The sequence below is a fragment of the Daejeonella sp. genome (assembly GCF_046590655.1).
In the GTDB taxonomy this organism is placed as follows: domain Bacteria; phylum Bacteroidota; class Bacteroidia; order Sphingobacteriales; family Sphingobacteriaceae; genus Daejeonella.
The window spans coordinates 21,469-39,212 of record NZ_JBKJUM010000094.1 but is presented as its reverse complement, the minus strand read 5'-3'; the positions used below and the strand labels follow the sequence as shown (position 1 = coordinate 39,212).

21 protein-coding genes are annotated in these 17,744 nt (G+C 40.4%); 8 read left to right on the top strand and 13 right to left on the bottom strand.

Annotated elements, in window-relative coordinates; all coding sequences use genetic code 11:
- Positions 1-8: 8 nt before the first annotated feature.
- The 6 genes from ACLL8Z_RS09185 to ACLL8Z_RS09160 all read left to right on the top strand — a co-directional run bounded on the left by ACLL8Z_RS09185 (position 9) and on the right by ACLL8Z_RS09160 (position 3,147).
- Entirely contained in the window at positions 9-341 is a 333-nt protein-coding gene (locus ACLL8Z_RS09185) for a 2Fe-2S iron-sulfur cluster-binding protein (RefSeq protein WP_411274480.1), read from the top strand.
- 22 nt (positions 342-363) lie between these two features.
- Positions 364-609: a Fe-S cluster assembly protein IscX gene (gene iscX, locus ACLL8Z_RS09180; protein ID WP_411274479.1), complete on the top strand. Its 246-nt coding sequence runs from the start codon at positions 364-366 to the stop codon at positions 607-609.
- 39 nt (positions 610-648) lie between these two features.
- Positions 649-1,179, top strand: coding sequence for a KdsC family phosphatase (locus tag ACLL8Z_RS09175; protein WP_411274478.1), 531 nt, complete (start codon positions 649-651; stop codon positions 1,177-1,179).
- A 165-nt stretch (positions 1,180-1,344) separates the two neighbouring features.
- The gene (locus ACLL8Z_RS09170) at positions 1,345-1,707 is read left to right on the top strand and encodes a hypothetical protein (RefSeq protein ID WP_411274477.1); all 363 of its coding nucleotides are present in this window, start codon (positions 1,345-1,347) and stop codon (positions 1,705-1,707) included.
- 70 nt (positions 1,708-1,777) lie between these two features.
- The gene (locus tag ACLL8Z_RS09165; protein ID WP_411274476.1) at positions 1,778-2,350 is read left to right on the top strand and encodes a Maf family protein; all 573 of its coding nucleotides are present in this window, start codon (positions 1,778-1,780) and stop codon (positions 2,348-2,350) included.
- A 77-nt stretch (positions 2,351-2,427) separates the two neighbouring features.
- On the top strand, positions 2,428-3,147 hold the full coding sequence (locus ACLL8Z_RS09160) for a hypothetical protein (RefSeq protein WP_411274475.1): 720 nt from the start codon (positions 2,428-2,430) through the stop codon (positions 3,145-3,147).
- On the opposite strand, the gene ACLL8Z_RS09155 is transcribed toward ACLL8Z_RS09160, so the two are convergent.
- The 10 genes from ACLL8Z_RS09155 to ACLL8Z_RS09110 all read right to left on the bottom strand — a co-directional run bounded on the left by ACLL8Z_RS09155 (position 3,105) and on the right by ACLL8Z_RS09110 (position 13,936).
- Complete coding sequence (locus ACLL8Z_RS09155) at positions 3,105-4,064, bottom strand: exopolyphosphatase (protein WP_411274474.1); 960 nt, start codon at positions 4,062-4,064, stop codon at positions 3,105-3,107. The two genes, ACLL8Z_RS09160 and ACLL8Z_RS09155, sit on opposite strands and share 43 nt — an antisense overlap.
- 71 nt (positions 4,065-4,135) lie before the next feature.
- Complete coding sequence (locus tag ACLL8Z_RS09150; RefSeq protein ID WP_411274473.1) at positions 4,136-5,437, bottom strand: ABC transporter permease; 1,302 nt, start codon at positions 5,435-5,437, stop codon at positions 4,136-4,138.
- A gap of 4 nt (positions 5,438-5,441) precedes the next feature.
- The gene (locus ACLL8Z_RS09145; RefSeq protein WP_411274472.1) at positions 5,442-6,338 is read right to left on the bottom strand and encodes an ABC transporter ATP-binding protein; all 897 of its coding nucleotides are present in this window, start codon (positions 6,336-6,338) and stop codon (positions 5,442-5,444) included.
- Positions 6,339-6,448: 110 nt separating this feature from the next.
- Positions 6,449-7,561: an AI-2E family transporter gene (locus ACLL8Z_RS09140; protein ID WP_411274471.1), complete on the bottom strand. Its 1,113-nt coding sequence runs from the start codon at positions 7,559-7,561 to the stop codon at positions 6,449-6,451.
- 151 nt (positions 7,562-7,712) lie between these two features.
- On the bottom strand, positions 7,713-9,800 hold the full coding sequence (locus ACLL8Z_RS09135; protein ID WP_411274470.1) for a TonB-dependent receptor: 2,088 nt from the start codon (positions 9,798-9,800) through the stop codon (positions 7,713-7,715).
- 199 nt (positions 9,801-9,999) lie between these two features.
- A complete protein-coding gene (gene dnaJ / locus ACLL8Z_RS09130; RefSeq protein WP_411274469.1) occupies positions 10,000-11,154 on the bottom strand; it encodes a molecular chaperone DnaJ in 1,155 nt (384 codons plus the stop codon).
- 48 nt (positions 11,155-11,202) lie between these two features.
- A complete protein-coding gene (locus tag ACLL8Z_RS09125) occupies positions 11,203-11,802 on the bottom strand; it encodes a nucleotide exchange factor GrpE (protein WP_411274468.1) in 600 nt (199 codons plus the stop codon).
- Positions 11,803-11,883: 81 nt separating this feature from the next.
- Entirely contained in the window at positions 11,884-12,564 is a 681-nt protein-coding gene (locus ACLL8Z_RS09120) for a cell division ATP-binding protein FtsE (RefSeq protein WP_411274467.1), read from the bottom strand.
- A gap of 2 nt (positions 12,565-12,566) precedes the next feature.
- Complete coding sequence (locus tag ACLL8Z_RS09115) at positions 12,567-12,770, bottom strand: fructose-6-phosphate aldolase (RefSeq protein ID WP_411274466.1); 204 nt, start codon at positions 12,768-12,770, stop codon at positions 12,567-12,569.
- Between the two features lie 140 nt (positions 12,771-12,910).
- Positions 12,911-13,936, bottom strand: coding sequence for an acyl-CoA reductase (locus ACLL8Z_RS09110; RefSeq protein ID WP_411274465.1), 1,026 nt, complete (start codon positions 13,934-13,936; stop codon positions 12,911-12,913).
- Between the two features lie 100 nt (positions 13,937-14,036).
- On the opposite strand from ACLL8Z_RS09110, the gene ACLL8Z_RS09105 reads away from it, so the two are divergent.
- Positions 14,037-14,387, top strand: a complete 351-nt coding sequence (locus tag ACLL8Z_RS09105; protein ID WP_411274464.1) for a 4Fe-4S dicluster domain-containing protein — start codon at positions 14,037-14,039, stop codon at positions 14,385-14,387.
- Between the two features lie 194 nt (positions 14,388-14,581).
- Here ACLL8Z_RS09105 and ACLL8Z_RS09100 read toward each other — a convergent pair whose 3' ends face one another.
- A complete protein-coding gene (locus ACLL8Z_RS09100; RefSeq protein WP_411274463.1) occupies positions 14,582-15,052 on the bottom strand; it encodes a universal stress protein in 471 nt (156 codons plus the stop codon).
- Positions 15,053-15,215: 163 nt separating this feature from the next.
- Here ACLL8Z_RS09100 and ACLL8Z_RS09095 point away from each other — a divergent pair, with 163 nt between their 5' ends.
- Positions 15,216-16,004: an NlpC/P60 family protein gene (locus ACLL8Z_RS09095; RefSeq protein WP_411274462.1), complete on the top strand. Its 789-nt coding sequence runs from the start codon at positions 15,216-15,218 to the stop codon at positions 16,002-16,004.
- A 134-nt stretch (positions 16,005-16,138) separates the two neighbouring features.
- Here ACLL8Z_RS09095 and ACLL8Z_RS09090 read toward each other — a convergent pair whose 3' ends face one another.
- Both ACLL8Z_RS09090 and hisIE read right to left on the bottom strand, forming a co-directional pair.
- A complete protein-coding gene (locus ACLL8Z_RS09090; RefSeq protein ID WP_411274461.1) occupies positions 16,139-17,050 on the bottom strand; it encodes a WD40 repeat domain-containing protein in 912 nt (303 codons plus the stop codon).
- Between the two features lie 70 nt (positions 17,051-17,120).
- On the bottom strand, positions 17,121-17,717 hold the full coding sequence (gene hisIE, locus ACLL8Z_RS09085; RefSeq protein WP_411274460.1) for a bifunctional phosphoribosyl-AMP cyclohydrolase/phosphoribosyl-ATP diphosphatase HisIE: 597 nt from the start codon (positions 17,715-17,717) through the stop codon (positions 17,121-17,123).
- Between the last annotated feature and the right edge of the window lie 27 nt (positions 17,718-17,744).

Below are 17,744 nucleotides of genomic sequence, written 5' to 3'. Positions count from 1 at the left end.
TTGCCCAAATGAACATTTTTAAGATCAAAATTAATTTTGAAGAGACTGGCCAACCCTCAATTGAGCTAGCAATTGCTGAGGGTGAATCTGTTCTCGACGTATGTCTGGACAATGGACTTGAGCTCCAGCATAACTGCGGAGGCGTATGTGGATGCAGTACCTGCCAGGTCTATGTAAATAGGGGAATGGATAACATTCAGGAGATATCAGACAAGGAAGAGGATTTTATTGACCGAGCCGTAAACCCTAGAATCAGCTCCCGTCTCGGCTGTCAGTGTGTGATCATAGATGGAGATATTGAGGTTACACTGCCGGATCAAAATCAATTTTTAGGGCACTAACTAACGGCTGAAAGCAAACAATATGATTAATGAACAATTTGAACTTCCTATTTACTGGAAGGATTACGAAGATATCGCAATGGGACTTTACGAAAAATTCGGAGACGAATTTGGAGAGTCTAGAATCTATAGGATCCGTTTCACAGAACTTCTGGAATGGGTACTAAAACTTCCAAATTTCGCCGGCACCCGTGAGGAGAGTAGTGAAGGACATTTGGAGCAAATCCAATCGGCCTGGGTGTATGAATGGCGCGATAACCAGCAATAGCAGCTGCTAGAAATAGTCACAACTGTCAACTTAAAAAACGTGTTCCTCGAAAAAATTAAACATATCCAGGCATTTATCCTCGACGTTGATGGAGTCCTTACCGACGGCACTATTCTGGTAACGGAAACCGGCGAGCAGCACAGGAGGTTCAATATCAAGGATGGCTACGCATTACAACTTGCCATCAAACGTGGATATCAGGTTGTTGCAGTTTCAGGAGGACGATCTAAGGGTATTGAACATCGTTTGAAAGGTCTGGGAATTTCACAAATATTCCTTGGGTTGGATTCCAAGCTTGAAACATATCATAATTTCATTTCCCGCAGCGGGCTTTCGGCCGGGCAGATTTTATACATGGGTGACGATATTCCTGATCTTCCTGTTATTAAATTGGCAGGTCTGGCAGTTTGTCCTGCAGACGCTGTACAAGAAATTAAGGCAGTTTGCGATTATATTTCTCCAAAAAATGGTGGTGAGGGATGTGTGCGTGATGTTATAGAAAAAGTCCTTAAAATCCGAGGCGACTGGCATGATGAAAGTCCATCAGCTCATGATGGCAGCATTAAATAATTTTTTTTAAGCTGATTAAACCATTTCAGGCAATTGTTATCAAATAAAGAAACCATAACGAAATTGAACCATCATGTTCATACAACTTTCAAGCTTATTGAAGATGCTCATGATAGCCCCGCTTGCCGGCGGGCAGGTTCCTCACTATTAAAAAATTGTAAACAAATGAAAAAATTAATTATCGCATTAGGCTTAGTGCTTTGCTCAGTCACATTTGCTAATGCTCAGGGCGGTGGAGGTCAAATGGGAACTCCCGCTGAAAGAGCAGAACGTTCAATTGCTCGTATGGAAGCATTGAAGCTTACTGCTGACCAAAAAGCAAAGTTAACAGATGTTTACCTGGTACAGGGAAAATCAATTGACAGCCTTAGAGTTGCGAGCGGCGGTGCAGGAATGGAAGGAATGCGCGAAAAGATGGCTCCGATTCAAGCAGCGACTTATAAAAGAGTAATGGTTCTATTGAATGATGAGCAGAAGAAATCTTTTGAAGCTATGGAAGCAGAGCGAAGAGCAAGAATGAACAACTAATATTTGTTATTCTTTCAAAGTATTAAAGCGGCCAATGGCCGCTTTTCTTATTTTTGTGAAAATCTAAAACATGACTAATCAGTTTCCTCCGATTATATTGGCTTCAAAATCCCCGCGGCGGCAGGAGCTCCTTACACTTATGGGAATTGACTTCCGGGTTGTTCTAAAAGAAGTGGATGAAAGTTATCCTGAGGGACTAACTCCTCCGGAAATCGCACGATATATCTCAGAAAAGAAAGCAAAAGCGTTCGACGAACTGATTAACGATGAAATCGTGATTACTGCTGACACTATCGTAGTAATTAATGGTGGGATACTCGGTAAACCTGAGAATGATAATCACGCTTCCGAAATCCTATCGACATTGTCGGGTAGCATGCATGAGGTAATCACCGCGGTTACGTTGTTAAAAAATGACCGCCTATATAGTTTTCATGAAGTTTCCAAGGTATTCTTTAAACCGATTACGAAAGACCAGATACGGCACTATATTAAGGTTGGAAATCCAATGGATAAAGCTGGAGCATATGGGATTCAGGAGTGGATCGGTCTGATTGCAATAGAACGAATTGATGGCTCTTATACAAATGTTGTTGGGCTTCCTACACACAGACTGTATCAGGAATTGTGCAGTTTTATTTAACCAACGATTAACAATATGTTTATACACGTAACAAATACAGTTTACTGAATTTAGTACGAAAGTTGCTATATAAGCGAATGGCTCTTACTCATAACAGCGAAACAGGTTCAATCCCGAAATGGGGTTTGTACCTCTTCCCAATTCTAACGGTTATTTTCGCTGCATTCTATTTAATTGATGAAACCTTTTACCGCTCATTAATAAAAGAAGACAGCATTATCGAATGGCTGACCTTTTTTTTGCTAATTACAGCGGGTTTTGTCTCTTTACTTGTGGCTTTAAAAATCTGGAAGAAGCATCAGTATTTACACTGGTTTTTTATCTTATTTTTTGGATTTAACATTCTCGCCGGATTGGAAGAAATTAGCTGGGGACAAAGGGTTTTTGAAGTAGAAACTACAGGCGTTTTCCATAAGTACAGTGATCAAAATGAGATAAACCTGCATAATACATTCCAGGGGATCTTTCATATTAAAACCAAACATATTGCTTTGTTGGTACTATTTATTTATGGATGTATACTCCCGGGCCTTATGCGAAACCAAAATCAACAAAATGGTAAGATACTTTTGAAGCAGTTTATCGTTCCTCCCCTTTTTTTAAGATCAGGATTCGCAATTGCTGCGCTACTTATGCTTGATTTTCAAACCGGTCATGAGGAAGAAGTAGGCGAATTCTTTTTCGGCATTTGCTTCTTTATCATGATGCTCTGGAATCTGACTTTAGTTAAACAAGGTTACTTTCGATCAGATGACTATTTTCCCATTTCAAAAAGCAATCCTTCTTTTAGCGAGTAAGTAGAAAGTTTAAGTACACTTATTCCGGATCTATGGATAATGTAACTGGCCATAATTGTCGAAACGACAATCATGTCTACACGCACGGCCGGTATTGCAGTCATCAGTGCTCGTTCTGCATGCGTGCTTTTTATGATTTGGTGTGATATTTTACTAAAAATTCCAAGGTCTATTTCCTGTTCCGGCCTGTCAAAAGAAACTTTAAAATCAGCATCCTGTAATTTCGCGAATGTTTCAAATGAACCGGCCGAGCCTATCATCCACCGTGGCTTATAATGAGCCAAATGATTATGTAGATCTTTAAGGCTATTATCCAGGTAAGCATATAGTTCACTTATGCTTTTCTGTGAAATTGGGTCTTTAATATGGAATTTCTCCATTAATCGTGCAGCACCTATTGGATAGCTCTTCTTCCAGAACAGCGTGCTAGTGTCGCAGATAATAAATTCAACACTCCCGCCCCCAATATCAACAATGAGGCTTGTTTCATTCATTATTACAGCGGCTCTGACGCCAAAGTAAATAAGCTCCGCTTCACGTTCACCATCTATAATCTGTACGATTATGCCTGTTTCCTCTTCTATTTTTTTAATGAATTCGTTTGCGTTTGAAGCACTTCTTATTGCAGACGTCGCTACACTTCTGACCGATACAGCCTGAAACTCGTCGATGTGTTTCTTGAAGATTGTTAAAGCCTTGATCCCACGACCGAACGCCCCCTGTGAAATAGTGCCCTGCGCAATACTACCGTCCCCAAGCTTAACTGCAATAGTTTCCTCATAAACGATCTTTGGCTTCCCCCCAGCCTCAACATCGGCTATTAGCAGATGGAAAGTGTTGGTTCCCAGATCCAGAATCGCTACGCGGGTTGGTTGGTTGTTAGTTGTTAGCTGGTTGGAATATGCCGAATCAATCATAAAAACCGACTTAAAATACGTGGGTCTTGCAACCTGCTAAAAACTATCCACTAACATGTAACCTCTAACCTCTAACCTTTATACATAAACCATTTCCCCAACTCCTTGAAGCTAACTTTCTTTCCATACATAAGAATGCCGATTCTATAGATTCGTGAGGCAACCCAGGTAGTAAAAATGAATCCTCCTATAAGCAATGCAACGGACAAAACCAGTTCCCACATGGGTACGCCAAATGGAAGCCTCACCATCATAGCAATTGGAGATGTAAAAGGAATGATGCTTAACCAGAATGACAAAGAGCTGTCCGGATTATTCACAATAAAACTAAAAGACATAATATAGGTGAAGAGCAGTGGAAGGGTAATGGGAAGCATAAATTGCTGGGTTTCTGTATCACTGTCGACGGCAGAGCCCACCGCGGCGAATAGGGCGCTATAAAGCATATATCCGCCAAAAAAGAATATGATGAATGCAGGTAGAACATAAGACCACTCTACTGTCTGGATTGCTTTAACTATATCAGTACCGGGACCAGATTGAACAGCTGCAGATTGGGGTGTAGCAGGCATTTCTGACTTTACAACATCCATTTTATCCTTGAAAAGGACGTTTGTCGCTACAGTCATTAAGGTGCCGGATAAGATAATCCAGAGGAGAAATTGGGTAAGCCCGACTAGTCCAATACCAATTATTTTCCCCATCATCAATTGGAAAGGCCTTACCGAAGAAATTACAACTTCTACAATCCGGCTCGTTTTTTCCTCTATAATGCCCCGCATCACTTGAATACCATAGATAAATAGCGACATGTAGATTAATATTGCTGCGGCAAATCCTACTGCCATAGCGGCGCCGGAACTCGTGTCTTTTTCGCCTTCCAGGGTCAGTTCTTTTGAGACGACTGAAAAGTCGGGTTTGATCTTGTCGAGAGTAGATGCATCAATCCCCGCGTCTTCAAGCATTTTATTCCTCATCTGATCATTAAGCTGATTTTCGATGGTACTTATAACAGAAAGCCCAGCTTTTTTCTGTGAAAACAACTCTGGCTTACCTCCGGTAGCAATGTCCTTAGGGATAAATAATAGAAAGGCACTATCATCACTTATAACGCGCTGTTTGGCCTGTTCAAGGGATTCAGTGGACACGTGAAATTTTACGGTCTTTTTATCTTTTAATCCACTACCCAATTCTCTGCTTTCGTCAATCACTTCAACTGTTGGAACATTATCGCCGCCGCTGATCGATAAAGCAATAACTAATGCATACATACCGATAATAAGCAAAGGGACGAGGAAAGTCATTAACAGGAATGATTTCTTCTTGACCCGGCTAAAGTATTCTCTTTGAATTATGAGTAAAGTCTTGTTCATGTTTTTAATTCTTTACGTTTTGAATAAATATGTCGTTCATGCTGGGTATCACTTCCATGAATTCATTGACCTGTACCTGAGGTATAAAATAACTAAGCACATCATTAGCCGAGTATTTCTCCCCAACCCGAACTGTTAAATGAGTGATCTCATCATCCGCCTTTTGATCAACGACAGTAAACATTTCGTTTTCCCTATGGTTAAGCTGTCCATGATAGCCTATTCGATAGGTATTACTTCGATACAAGTTCTTGATATCTTTAACTTTGCCATCCAGTATTTTCTTTGACTTATGGAGGAGGGCAATGCTATCACACAATTGCTCTACCGATTCCATACGGTGAGTAGAAAAAATGATGGTCGCGCCGTTCCTGTTTAATTCGAGTATTTCATTGGTTATAACCTGAGCATTCACCGGATCAAATCCCGAGAAAGGTTCATCCAGAATTATCAAATCAGGGTCATGAACAACCGTAGCTACGAACTGAACTTTCTGCTGCATACCTTTACTTAAATCTTCCACCTTTTTTTTCCACCAGCTTTCGATCTCCATCTTTTCGAACCAGTATTTAGTACGCTTGATTGCATCTGCCTTACTCAGGCCCTTTAATTGGGCCAGGTACAGCATTTGCTCTCCAATCTCCATTTTTTTATAAAGTCCGCGTTCTTCGGGCAGGTATCCAATTTTTGAAATATGGGAAGCATTTAATTTTTGTCCATTCAGGAAAACCTCACCGCTATCTGGCGCAGTAATCTGATTGATTATCCGGATAAGAGAAGTTTTTCCGGCACCATTGGGACCCAGCAATCCAAATACACTTCCTTTTTCAACTTCTATAGATACATTATCTAAAGCGCAATGATTGGCATATTGCTTTACAATATTTCTGATACTCAACATCTCAATGATTTTTAAATTAACGGTTTTTAGATGCGTGCATAAAGGTTTAGTTACACACCAATTCGTTTTGTTGCGGGGTAAATTATTGAATTATTAAACAAATAGCCAGGTCAGGCTTTCGATTTTTTCTTTTTTGAATTTCCAAAGACACTTTTAATTGCTTCGAAAATTTTTGTGTCGCTTCCTTTCTCTTTTCCTATCAGAAAACCATAAGGCTTAAGCGGCCTTACATGGTCACAAATAATTTTGATGATGCCTAACATAGGAATGCCAAGGATCATCCCCGGTATTCCCCAAATTATTTCCATCAAAACCAGGATCAGAATTGTAAAGAGTGGGTTTATATTTACTTCTGACCCGACGATTAGGGGTTCCATGATATACGTTTGAACAAACTGAACAATTAAATACGTACCAATAACCGACATAATCATCACATCGTCTCCTCCTTGGGAAACAGCCATTAGAACTGTCAGAAATGTTCCCAACAGGTTACCAATGAAAGGTATTATTTCAAGAATTCCACAAAGGACAGCGAAGAATAGTGCATTTTCGACACCCGCGAGACTAAAACCTACACCGTAGAGAATCCATAACATCACGATCATCATAGCCATTCCGGAAATGTATTTCTGCGCCATCTTACCTCCATCATTCATGATTTGTTCTGTCTCTTTTGTTTCTTCGCCAGGGACCATCATCAAAACGAATTTCTTCAAATGTCCTCTTGAAGAAATAAAAAGGAACAGATAAACCAGAACAAGAATAGTATTCACCAAAATTCCCATTAGCGAGCTCAAAACCGTTGTCGAGGATGTTTCACTTCCTCCATATTCTGATTGCTTATCTATCCATTCTTTTTGCTTCTCAGGGGAAATACCCACATTTTTCGCGATGTATTGCTTTATTTCACCTCCAATCTTACTAATTCTTTCGCCGATATTGGAAAGATCATTTGTGATATCGGAAGCCTGCCAGGAAAGTATAGCGACGATGCCGGCTATACCTGCCAGTAGTATAAGAACACATAATACACTGGAGATGCTACGACTGCTCCCCTTACTTTCAAACCATCGCGAAAGCGGCACTAAAAGCATCGCAAGTAATGCGGCAATGGCGATCGGAATTAGAAATTCCCGGGCAAAATACATCCCGCTAATGATCAGGAATGCGAAAAAAAGTATCGAAATGCTTCTAGAAAGAGAGGGGCTGGTTGTGAACATTAGATTATGGGTTAGCTATACTCAATATACATTTTACAGCCAATATCAACAATCCTTTTCACTTCGCTTCTTTTAGATAATAATATAAACAAGCAAGCAGATTAATCCGATTGCCCATTTGTAAACGGACGGCTATCGGCTGTAATTTTTATTACAGGGTTACCTTAAGCCCACCAAAAAAATTCCTTAGCGGTGCAGCGTTGAAAAATCTTCCGCCAAAAGCATTCAGATCATTGCCCAAGCTATAATTCTCGTCAAGAAGATTGTCAACACCTGCGTAAACGTCTAATATCGGTTTTCCCGGAGTTGATTTTCTCCAGCCGGCTTTAAAATGAACAAGGTTATACTTACCTGCGAACAGGCTGTTAGCATCGTTCAGCGGAATTTTTGATGTATAATTATGCTGAGCAAACAGGTAGAAATTTTTATCCACACGCAAATCGATGCCACTGACAACAACGCCTCTCGGCACTCCCGTAAGACGATTGCCTGAATAGCTTACACGACCATTCTGGTAGTCACTAAAAAAGTATTTACTCAATGTGTAACTGTTCTGAAGTTGCAGTCCGCTTATAAATCCATTAGTACCCGGAGGTATTAACCAGTAAGAAGCCTGTGTTTCGATGCCTGTTTGTTTAGTACCACCTGCATTCAGATAGAATTCAGTATCGTCGGCATTAACTCTCCTTACAATGGCACTCTCCAATCTATAATTAAACAATGAAGCATCAAGCCAAAAGCGATCAGTCTTATCGCGTAAGCGAATTCCGCCTTCATAATTCCATCCTGTTTCGGATTCAAGATTAGTATTTATTTTATTATCTGATGCTCTCACCTCAGCAATTGTTGGCGTAGAATAGCCGCGGCTTACAGAAGTTCTTAACGCCATACCATCACTTAATTGATAGGATAATGCGAAGCGAGGCATTAGCTTGGGATCAAATTTTCTTACTGAATTTGAGGTTGGAGTCTTGACGTTTTTATCAAACTCATATTTATAGTAGTTAACACTTGCAGCTACTTCCGCTGTTAATTTCTCGCTAAGGTTCGCAGCGAAACGTGTAAAATAGAAAAATTGGCGTGAGAATATATCATCTTGTGCCTGAAGGTTGCCTCTAATGCCTTTATTATTCCTGTAATTTGCTATATCTGCTTTAGTCCCCTGCAATTCCAGACCAACATTCCATTTCCAGTTAACTCCTGTGCTGACCTGGCTAACAAGTTCAAAATACGTTCTAAGACCTAGAGTGCTTTCATCGCGAACTTCATAATTTGTAATGAAAGGATTTAGAAAATCCGTGTGCGATCCAAAAAGCGCTAAAACATGACGAAAGTTTTGTGACAGTCTAGTTTCATTGATAAGTCCTCCAAAAAGGGTTTTATTTTCGATCCTGGCTTGTTGCGCTACAGGTCCAGCAACAGTAGCCGTTGAAGGACGGGCAAGTTTCGGATTCGCCGCATATTGCGCGATGGTTAAACCACCTGGAGTTTGGTAGTTCAAATCGGAGTACAATGCGAGAAAACGCAACTGGCTAGCCTTTGAATAATTCCAGCGGTAGCCGATCTGGCCATAATGGCGCTTCATCGAACTATGCTCGCGATAACCATCGGATGTTTGATAGGAATGATTGACATTTAAATAGTTATTACTCCATTTCTTTTGCAAAGCAACCTTTTCCTGGAATAAACCGTAAGAGCCGCTGGTAATATTCGCCGATGCCCAACTGCTGTCAGAGCGTTTGTCAAATGGATTTAACAAAACAACCCCACCTGAATTTGCCCCGAATAAGCTACCATCTGGTCCTTTCAGGATTTCGATATTATTAATACTTCCTATATCTAAGGAATTAAGATAAGTGTTACCACCGGCATCTGTCAGGGGAAAATCATCCATATAAACCTTTACATTCCTTACCCCGAATGGTGAACGCAACAGGCTCCCTCTTATAGACAAACGGTAGCTTCCGGGGGAACGTTCTTCCATACGAATGCCCGGCACACTATTAAATGCAGGTAACATTGAAATTCCGGGTTGGTCTCTTAGTGCCTTACTACTTATCACACTAACTGATGAAGGGGCTTTTAAAAGTGGCTGTTCAGAAATATATCCTCTGACCACTACTTCATCCATTCGCTGAACCGAGTCGACTTTAGTTTGAGAAGATCCTGCAACAGTTGTAAATAATAGTGCTATTGTAAGTAAAGTACCGGGAAAGCTGGATATTTTAAAGATATTCATTTAGAAATCAGGCCGTTTATTTGTTAGGCGACGCTAAATTATTAAAACTTCTACTTTTTTGGTTAAGATTTAATAAATGAAATTTGAGTTTTATGTAAAATTATTGAATGAAACACCCCAGAAAATAAAAAGCCTAACCATTTAAAGTCGGGCTCAATATTATTAGGTGCATAAAGTTCAACACCCTGTGACTATATAGCTACTCAAAGTACTCCTTCATCTTATCGAAAAAGCTTTTTTCATTTTTACCAGGTTGTGGTTTAAAGTTGGGAGAGTCTCTTAATTTATCAAGCATTTCACGCTCTTCCTTGGATAACGCCTTTGGTGTCCAAATATCAACATAGATTAACTGGTCGCCACGATGGTAAGAGTTAACTTCAGGAACTCCTTTGGCTTTCAGGCGGAGTATTTTTCCACCTTGGGTACCGGGTTCAATTTTGATTTTGGCCTTCCCATCAATAGTAGGAACTTCTACACTCGATCCGATTGTGGCATCGATGAAACTAACATGCAAATCATAAATTATATTATTCCCCTCTCTTTTTAAGAATTCATGCGGCAATTCTTCGATAAGGATAATAAGGTCACCGGCAATTCCGCCTCTCGGGGCCGCATTACCTTTCCCGCTCATCGATAATTGCATCCCTTCACTAACTCCCGCAGGAATATTTATATTAATCGTTTCCTCACCTCTTGTCAGACCATCCCCATGACAAACTATACACTTTGCAGTTATCTCACTTCCTTCTCCATTACAAGTAGGACAGGTGCTGGTAGTTTGCATTTGCCCAAGTATCGTATTAGTAACTCGCCGAACTGAACCGCTGCCATTGCATGTATGGCAAGTATGAAATGAAGATTTGTCTTTTGCACCACTTCCATCACAGGTTTCACAAACAATCTGTTTGTTAACTTTAACTTTTTTCTCGACGCCTTTTGCAATTTCTTCAAGTGTTAACTTTACTTTAATCCGCAGATTGCTTCCTCTGGAAACCCGCCGGCCACCTCGGGATTGCTGTTGTCCACCAAAAAAACTATCAAAGGGGCTTCCGCCGCCACCGCCGAAAATATCCCCAAACTGGCTGAAGATATCTTCCATATTCATATTGCCGCCGCCGTTAGGGCTCGAAGCGCCCCCGGCATGACCAAACTGATCGTACCGTTTTTTCTTATCGGCATTGCTCAGAACCTCATATGCTTCCGCAGCTTCCTTGAAGTTATCTTCCGATTTTTTATCTCCAGGATTTTTATCCGGGTGATATTTGATAGCCATTTTGCGATAGGCTTTCTTTATTTCATCTGCGCTGGAAGTGCGGGTGACGCCCAGGATATCGTAATAATCTCTTTTCCCCATCTTATTTAGAAGTGTGCTTTCCAAATGCCCACATAACGCTTTTTAATATTATGATCCTATGATAACTTTTGCAAATCGGATTACCTTATCATTGAGGTAATAACCCTTTTCTAACTCGTCAATTACCTTCCCTTTCAAGTCACTGGTAGGCGCCGGAATGTTTGTAATTCCTTCATGAACTTCAGCATCAAATTCTTTGCCTTTTGAGTCCATTTCCTTTAAACCCTTACCTGCGAGAGTGTTTTTTAATTTGTGATGAACGAGCTTTACACCTTCTTTAACTGCCTCGATATCTGATGCAGTTTCCATTGATTTTTGTGCCCTTTCAAAGTCATCAAGAACCGGCAAGAGGTCCACGATTACATCTTTACCCGCAATCTGCAGCAATTCGAGACGTTCTTTGCTAGTACGGCGTTTAAAATTATCAAATTCTGCATAGAGGCGAAGGTGCTTGTTTTGCCACTCAGCTACTTCAGCTTTCAATTTTTCCTCTTCTGTGTCTGTACCCTCTTTAGATTCTGAAATCGTTTCGTCCGTTTCCTCCAAATCAATTTGACCCGTTTCTTCCGGTATTTTATCCTCCTCCTGCAATTCGTTTGATTCCTGTTTTTCGGGAGTATTATTCTCTTCCATTTTATTCTTCTTCATTTTATTCAACATGTCTGAAAGACGCATAATTGCTTATGGCAATTTTTTTGCCAAAAGAATAAATGCGTCAGAGTGGCAGGATTATATTTTAACGTCTTCGTGCACCTGGCCCCCATCGCATTTTATTATTCTTGACGGGAAAGTGCGGATTATATGATAATCATGAGAGGCCATAAGAACTGAAGTTCCAGAAAGGCTTATCTGTTTTAACAGAGTAACAATTTCTTCTGATGTATCTGGATCAAGGTTGCCGGTTGGCTCATCTGCTAAAATTAACTCCGGGTCGTTGATTAAAGCGCGTGCAATAACTACCCGCTGTTGCTCGCCTCCAGAGAGTTCATGAGGCATTTTTTTTATTTTAGATCGCAATCCTACCTTTTCCAACACATCCCGTGTACGTTCCGAAATCAGTTTTTTATCTCGCCAGCCGGTTGCTTTCATCACAAACTCAAGGTTCTGTTCGATACTCCGGTCTGTTAACAGTTGAAAATCTTGAAAAACTATGCCCAATTTACGTCGAAGAAAAGGCACGTCTTTTTCTGCCAGCTTTTTAAGGTCAAATCCTGCCACCTGCCCATCTCCGTTACCAATATGAAGGTCACCATAAATTATTTTTAACAGACTGCTCTTTCCAGAACCCGTTTGGCCGATCAGAAATACAAACTCGCCTTTGTCAATATGGAGGTTTACATTGCTAAGTACTAGATGCTTTTGCTGATAAACATCTACGCCTTGCAATTTTATAACGGAATTACCAATCATAATCAGATATCTAATTTTAATATTTGCCCGAAAGGGAGTTCTTTGATAGTGTCCATAATGTAATCAGCATGTGCTGTCAATCCTGCTTTGTCAAGCGCTTTTTCCGGCCGGTCCAGTCGAAAATAAGCCAGCAAAGTGAATTTCTCATCTCTTAACTGAACATAGTCCGGAATTTTTGCGACTCCTTTTACCTTTATTACGTACATGTGGTTCAAAGTTACTAATTAGTAGCAAGTATCAGGTATCAAGTATCAAGGCTGGCGCAGCGGTTTAGGAGAAACCCAAGTTCAATTTAACAGCCACATGTCTTGATACCTGATACTTGCTACCTGATACTCTCTTCCTGCTACTTGATACCAATTAAAAAGGCAATTGTATCCAACCCGTCCGCATAATCCCATAATGCCGGCTTCTGGCTTTCCCCCGGGTTCACGGTTTCAATAGTCAGTTTATCAACCGATACAATGCATTGAATTTGATCTGCCATTTCAACTAATTCCCGCTCGAGAATGCGTATGTCATGGTATTCCTGGAAATACAAAACAGCCAGCGGAGAGGCGAGCCGCTTATCTTCCTTTACCAACAAGAACCCATTGTCAAGGTGCTTATCAAGATTCACGAGAAAAATCGACTTGTTGTAATCGTAATTATTATTGTATTTATGATGATCAATTACTGGTTTAAAGACTTCTATTCCCTCAAAAAAGTTCTTAAAATTATAGCCCGCCGGCACATATACCTTCGAAACATTTCGGCATCCAAGGCCATAGTAATCAAAAATGTCATGTCCTAATTTTTGCAATTGTTCCCCGCTTTCATGTCCATTCAAAATGGCTATACTGTTTCGGTTCTTACGTATAACATGGGGCACTTTACTGAAATAATATTTAAAATACCTCGAACTATTATTGCTTCCTGTAGCTATCACAGCATCAAAAGCAACTAAGCGGTCAATATATTCGATCTGATCTGTGAAACCAGGTTCAATTTCGACTAATTTTTGAAGAACATAGGGTGTAAGTTTACTGTCCTGAGAAGATAATTTGATGAGCGCCCTGTTTCCTGTTGTCAGTACGCAAAGGATATCGTGAAAACCTACAAGCGGAATATTACCGGCAAGGATAAGTCCTACAGAATATCGCCTGGACTCTCGCAACATCTTGTAAGCTTTCATCCATTTTTCCAGATCAGCCTTGTTCAGCATTTTTGCGATGGCTTGCACAGCATTTCCAGTACTTTCCGGGGTGAACCAGGCATTAAACTGCCTGGCAGAGTTTATAAGATCTGTTAATTGCTTGTCTGGAGAGCTTAGAATCTTCCCTAGCTCCGCGAAGGCTTGCAATCGTTGTTTGGTTGTCAAAATCTCAGTCATCAAAAAAAATACTTCAAATAATATTATATTTGCATCGTTTTAAAACAATCACCCCTGTTAGGGTGTAAAAATAGCTTAACAAATAGAATTCTTAATAGAGATGGCGATTAAAATCACCGATGAGTGCATTAACTGCGGGGCTTGTGAACCAGAATGCCCGAATAATGCAATTTATGATGCTGGCGCCGCGTGGAGATTTTCGGATGGGACTGGCCTGAGCGGTATCATCGATTTTGGGGATGGCACAACCCTGGATTCAGGCGAAACCCAATCGGCAATATCCGATGAAGTGTATTATATCGTTCCTGATAAATGTACTGAATGTGTAGGCTTTCACGACGAGCCACAATGTGCTGCGGTTTGTCCTGTTGATTGTTGTGTTGATGATGAAGACATCCGCGAAAGCCGTGAAGAACTGCTAGCCAAAAAAGCCTGGCTGCACGGGGACTAGAAGATATATTCTGTGAAGAAACGGTTACTTTTGAAATTAGCCACTTTTTTATGAGGAGGACTGAGGTCTGAAGTAAGAGGTCTGAAGTCTGACCTGGACGCCGTACCTGTATTTTTCATTAGATTTTCAAATAGGCTTCAGACTCTCTCCAATTGTCGGAAATCCATCAGACCTCCGACCTCCGACCTCCGTCCTCAAGCCTCCTTCTTCGGAATGATCAGCACCGGGCACCTAGCCCTTTTTGCAACACTTGCCGATACGCTTCCTGATATAAAATGGTCCAGGCCGGTTCTTCCATGAGTTCCAAGTATTATAAGGTCTGCATTATATTCATCAGCGACAGCAAGAATCTCATCCTGTGCACGGCCAACTCTGATAAATTTCGTGATCATAATTCCTTCACCGTATTGCTCAACGATTCTCTTAAACAAATTTTTGCTTGCTTCTTCCTGAATCTCTATCATCTCAGGGATCATTAAGGGAGTTTCGCTCAGCATCGGATCGGCAATGTATGGGGTACTTACAGGTATTTCATCTGCATGTACCATGGCAATTTGCGAACCCATTTTTTTTGCTAGCATCACGCCATACCTTATTGCTTGATCTGAATAAGGGCTATCTTCAACAGCTATCAAAATTCTCTCTATGTTGTCCTGGCTTTTCATAATATTTAATAAAGTTAGAAAAATCTAAATTCTGTGTTAATGGTGGTTTGTGTTTAAAATATGAACTCAGTCGCGAAGTTAAAAACCCGGAGATCTATTTACTGAAATATAATAATACGCTGTCCGTACATCCAATTTATGCTAAATTTGGTTTATTTGCAATATGAATGAACAGTTTGGTGTATGTAATCTATCACTTGTTCCAATCCGGACGGAACCTTCAGACAAAAGTGAAATGTCTTCACAGTTATTATTTGGAGATCATTTCACAATACTGGAAAATACTGGCAAATGGTTAAAGATATTGACCGCCCATGATGAATACGAAGGTTGGATTGATATTAAGCAATTTGACGAGATAGAACATTCTTTATTTGTAGCTCTCCATGATCTTAATACTATTCTAGGGCCATTTGTAAGCAACTTTATTACGAAAGTGTCAGCCAATGAAAAACTCCACCTGGTGGCAGGATCCAATATCCCAAACACACTCGATAAGTTTTTTTATTTAGGAAATACTAAATATAAGCTTGAGGGCGAAACGTTTAGGCCTACTATCGATAATTTCAGAAGCTCGGTGATTGAGGTTGCTAAGTTCTACTTAAACGCACCTTATTTATGGGGAGGAAAGTCGGTATTCGGTATTGATTGCTCCGGGCTTACTCAAATGGTGTTCAGGCATTTTGGCTTAAAACTCAGAAGAGATGCCTATCAGCAGGCCGAACAGGGCGAGCTTGTTGCCTTCTTACAGGGGGCTCAGGGCGGAGATCTTGCTTTTTTTGATAATGAAGATGGCAGAATTACTCATGTGGGCATTATGCTCGACAATGAACGAATAATTCATGCTTCTGGCCAGGTCAGGATAGACGGCATCGATAATCAGGGGATATTTGATAAAGGCTTGAACAGGTATACGCATAAACTGAGGATTATTAAAAGGATTGTAGTTTAAGTTGTAAGTCGTAAGTCTTAGGTTGTAAGTGTGATGTTTGAGGGTCAATTTACCCCGCAAATACTCTTCGTGGAAGTTTGTCTCCGTTTATCTACCAAAGGACTTATAACTTATAACCTAAAACTTAATGCGTATCACTCAAAAATGACATTCCAAACCTTAACCAGCTTGTCGTCACCAACGGATATCAACCTGTTTTCCAAATCCCATATGATCTTGTTGACTGAAAGCCGGTGCATTTCATAGCCTTTCTGCAGGCTTAATGTCTTTTGAATTTCGAAATTTGCTGAATTCCAAATCTTAATTGTTTTATCCCTACTGGCAGTAGCGAAATACGGCAATATGGAGTGGAATGCTATACTGTAAATAGAAAAAAGGTGGGCAGCAACATTTTCGCTTAATGTATAGTTTGAAGTATTCCAAATTTTTAACTGAGCGTCCCGGCTGCCGGATAGAAGGTATTTCCCATCTGGTGAAAATTGCAGTGATGTTACCGGCAGCGTATGCTGGTCCAGCTCGGTAATGAGACTGTAATCTTCAACCTGGTATATTCTGATTATATTGTCTTTGCAACCAAAAGCTACAGTTTTTTCGTCCGGACTAATGCTGATTACACGTACGGTTGAGGTCGATACCTTGAAAGTATAGAGTATTTGCATGCTCGCCAAGTCCCATACTGATACTGTGCCATCTTCAGATGAAAGGAGCAATTCGTTTTTGCTTTTTACAGTTTTAATGTCAAAAATAGGGAGTTTATGATGCTGAAGAACATGAATGACTTTTTGTTCATTAAAATCAAAGATGTCAACCTGACCGTTCCTTTCTCCGGCAATCAGAAAGGGTGTGCCGGTAGGGCAGTGCAGTGAATAAACGGATGAGCGTACAGGAAACATCACCTTAATAAAACTCATTGTTTTCAAGTTCCATTCTACCACCCCCTTATCATTACCAGCGGTAAATAAAATTCCCTGCTTTTGCGAATTTTCCGCAGTAAAAATGGGGTTCTGATGCCCGGATAGTGTCGCCTGAAGCTTTATCTCGATCATAATCGGTATTCAATTGCAAGTTCAGTTAGTCCCTTTCAATTCTCCATCGTCAACCGTTAACTCTTCACTCTCAACTTTTATCAAAGTGTCTGTCCGCCAAATTCATGGCAATCGCTTCAAGGCTAACATTTTTCTCCTTCATTAATACCAATAAGTGAAATACAAGGTCGGAGGCCTCGTTTATAAAATCGTTTTCAGTTTCATTTAACGCAGCAATAACGGTTTCAACGCCTTCTTCACCGACTTTTTGAGCTATTTTATTCAATCCTTTGCCGCGAAGTTTGTTTATATATGAGTCATCGACCGGATGTTTGTATCGGTCGGCAATAATGTTTTCCAGCTTGAAAATAAAGTTTTGATTGTATTCAGTATTAAAACAGTTTCGCGCGCCGGTATGGCAAGTAGGTCCCTCGGCATTAACTTTAATAAGCAAAGTATCATTATCACAGTCTTCCTTAATAGAAACCACATTCAGGTAATTGCCGCTTTCTTCCCCTTTGGTCCACAGACGGTTCTTACTTCTCGAAAAGAAGGTTACCGTTTTCTCTTTCAGGGTTTTTTGATAGGCATCCTCGTTTATATAACCCAGCATCAGGACTTCCAAAGTTTTGTCATCCTGAATAATTGCTGGTACTAGCCCATTACCTTTATTAAAATCGATTGTCATCTTGATAAATTACGAATTACGAGCCAT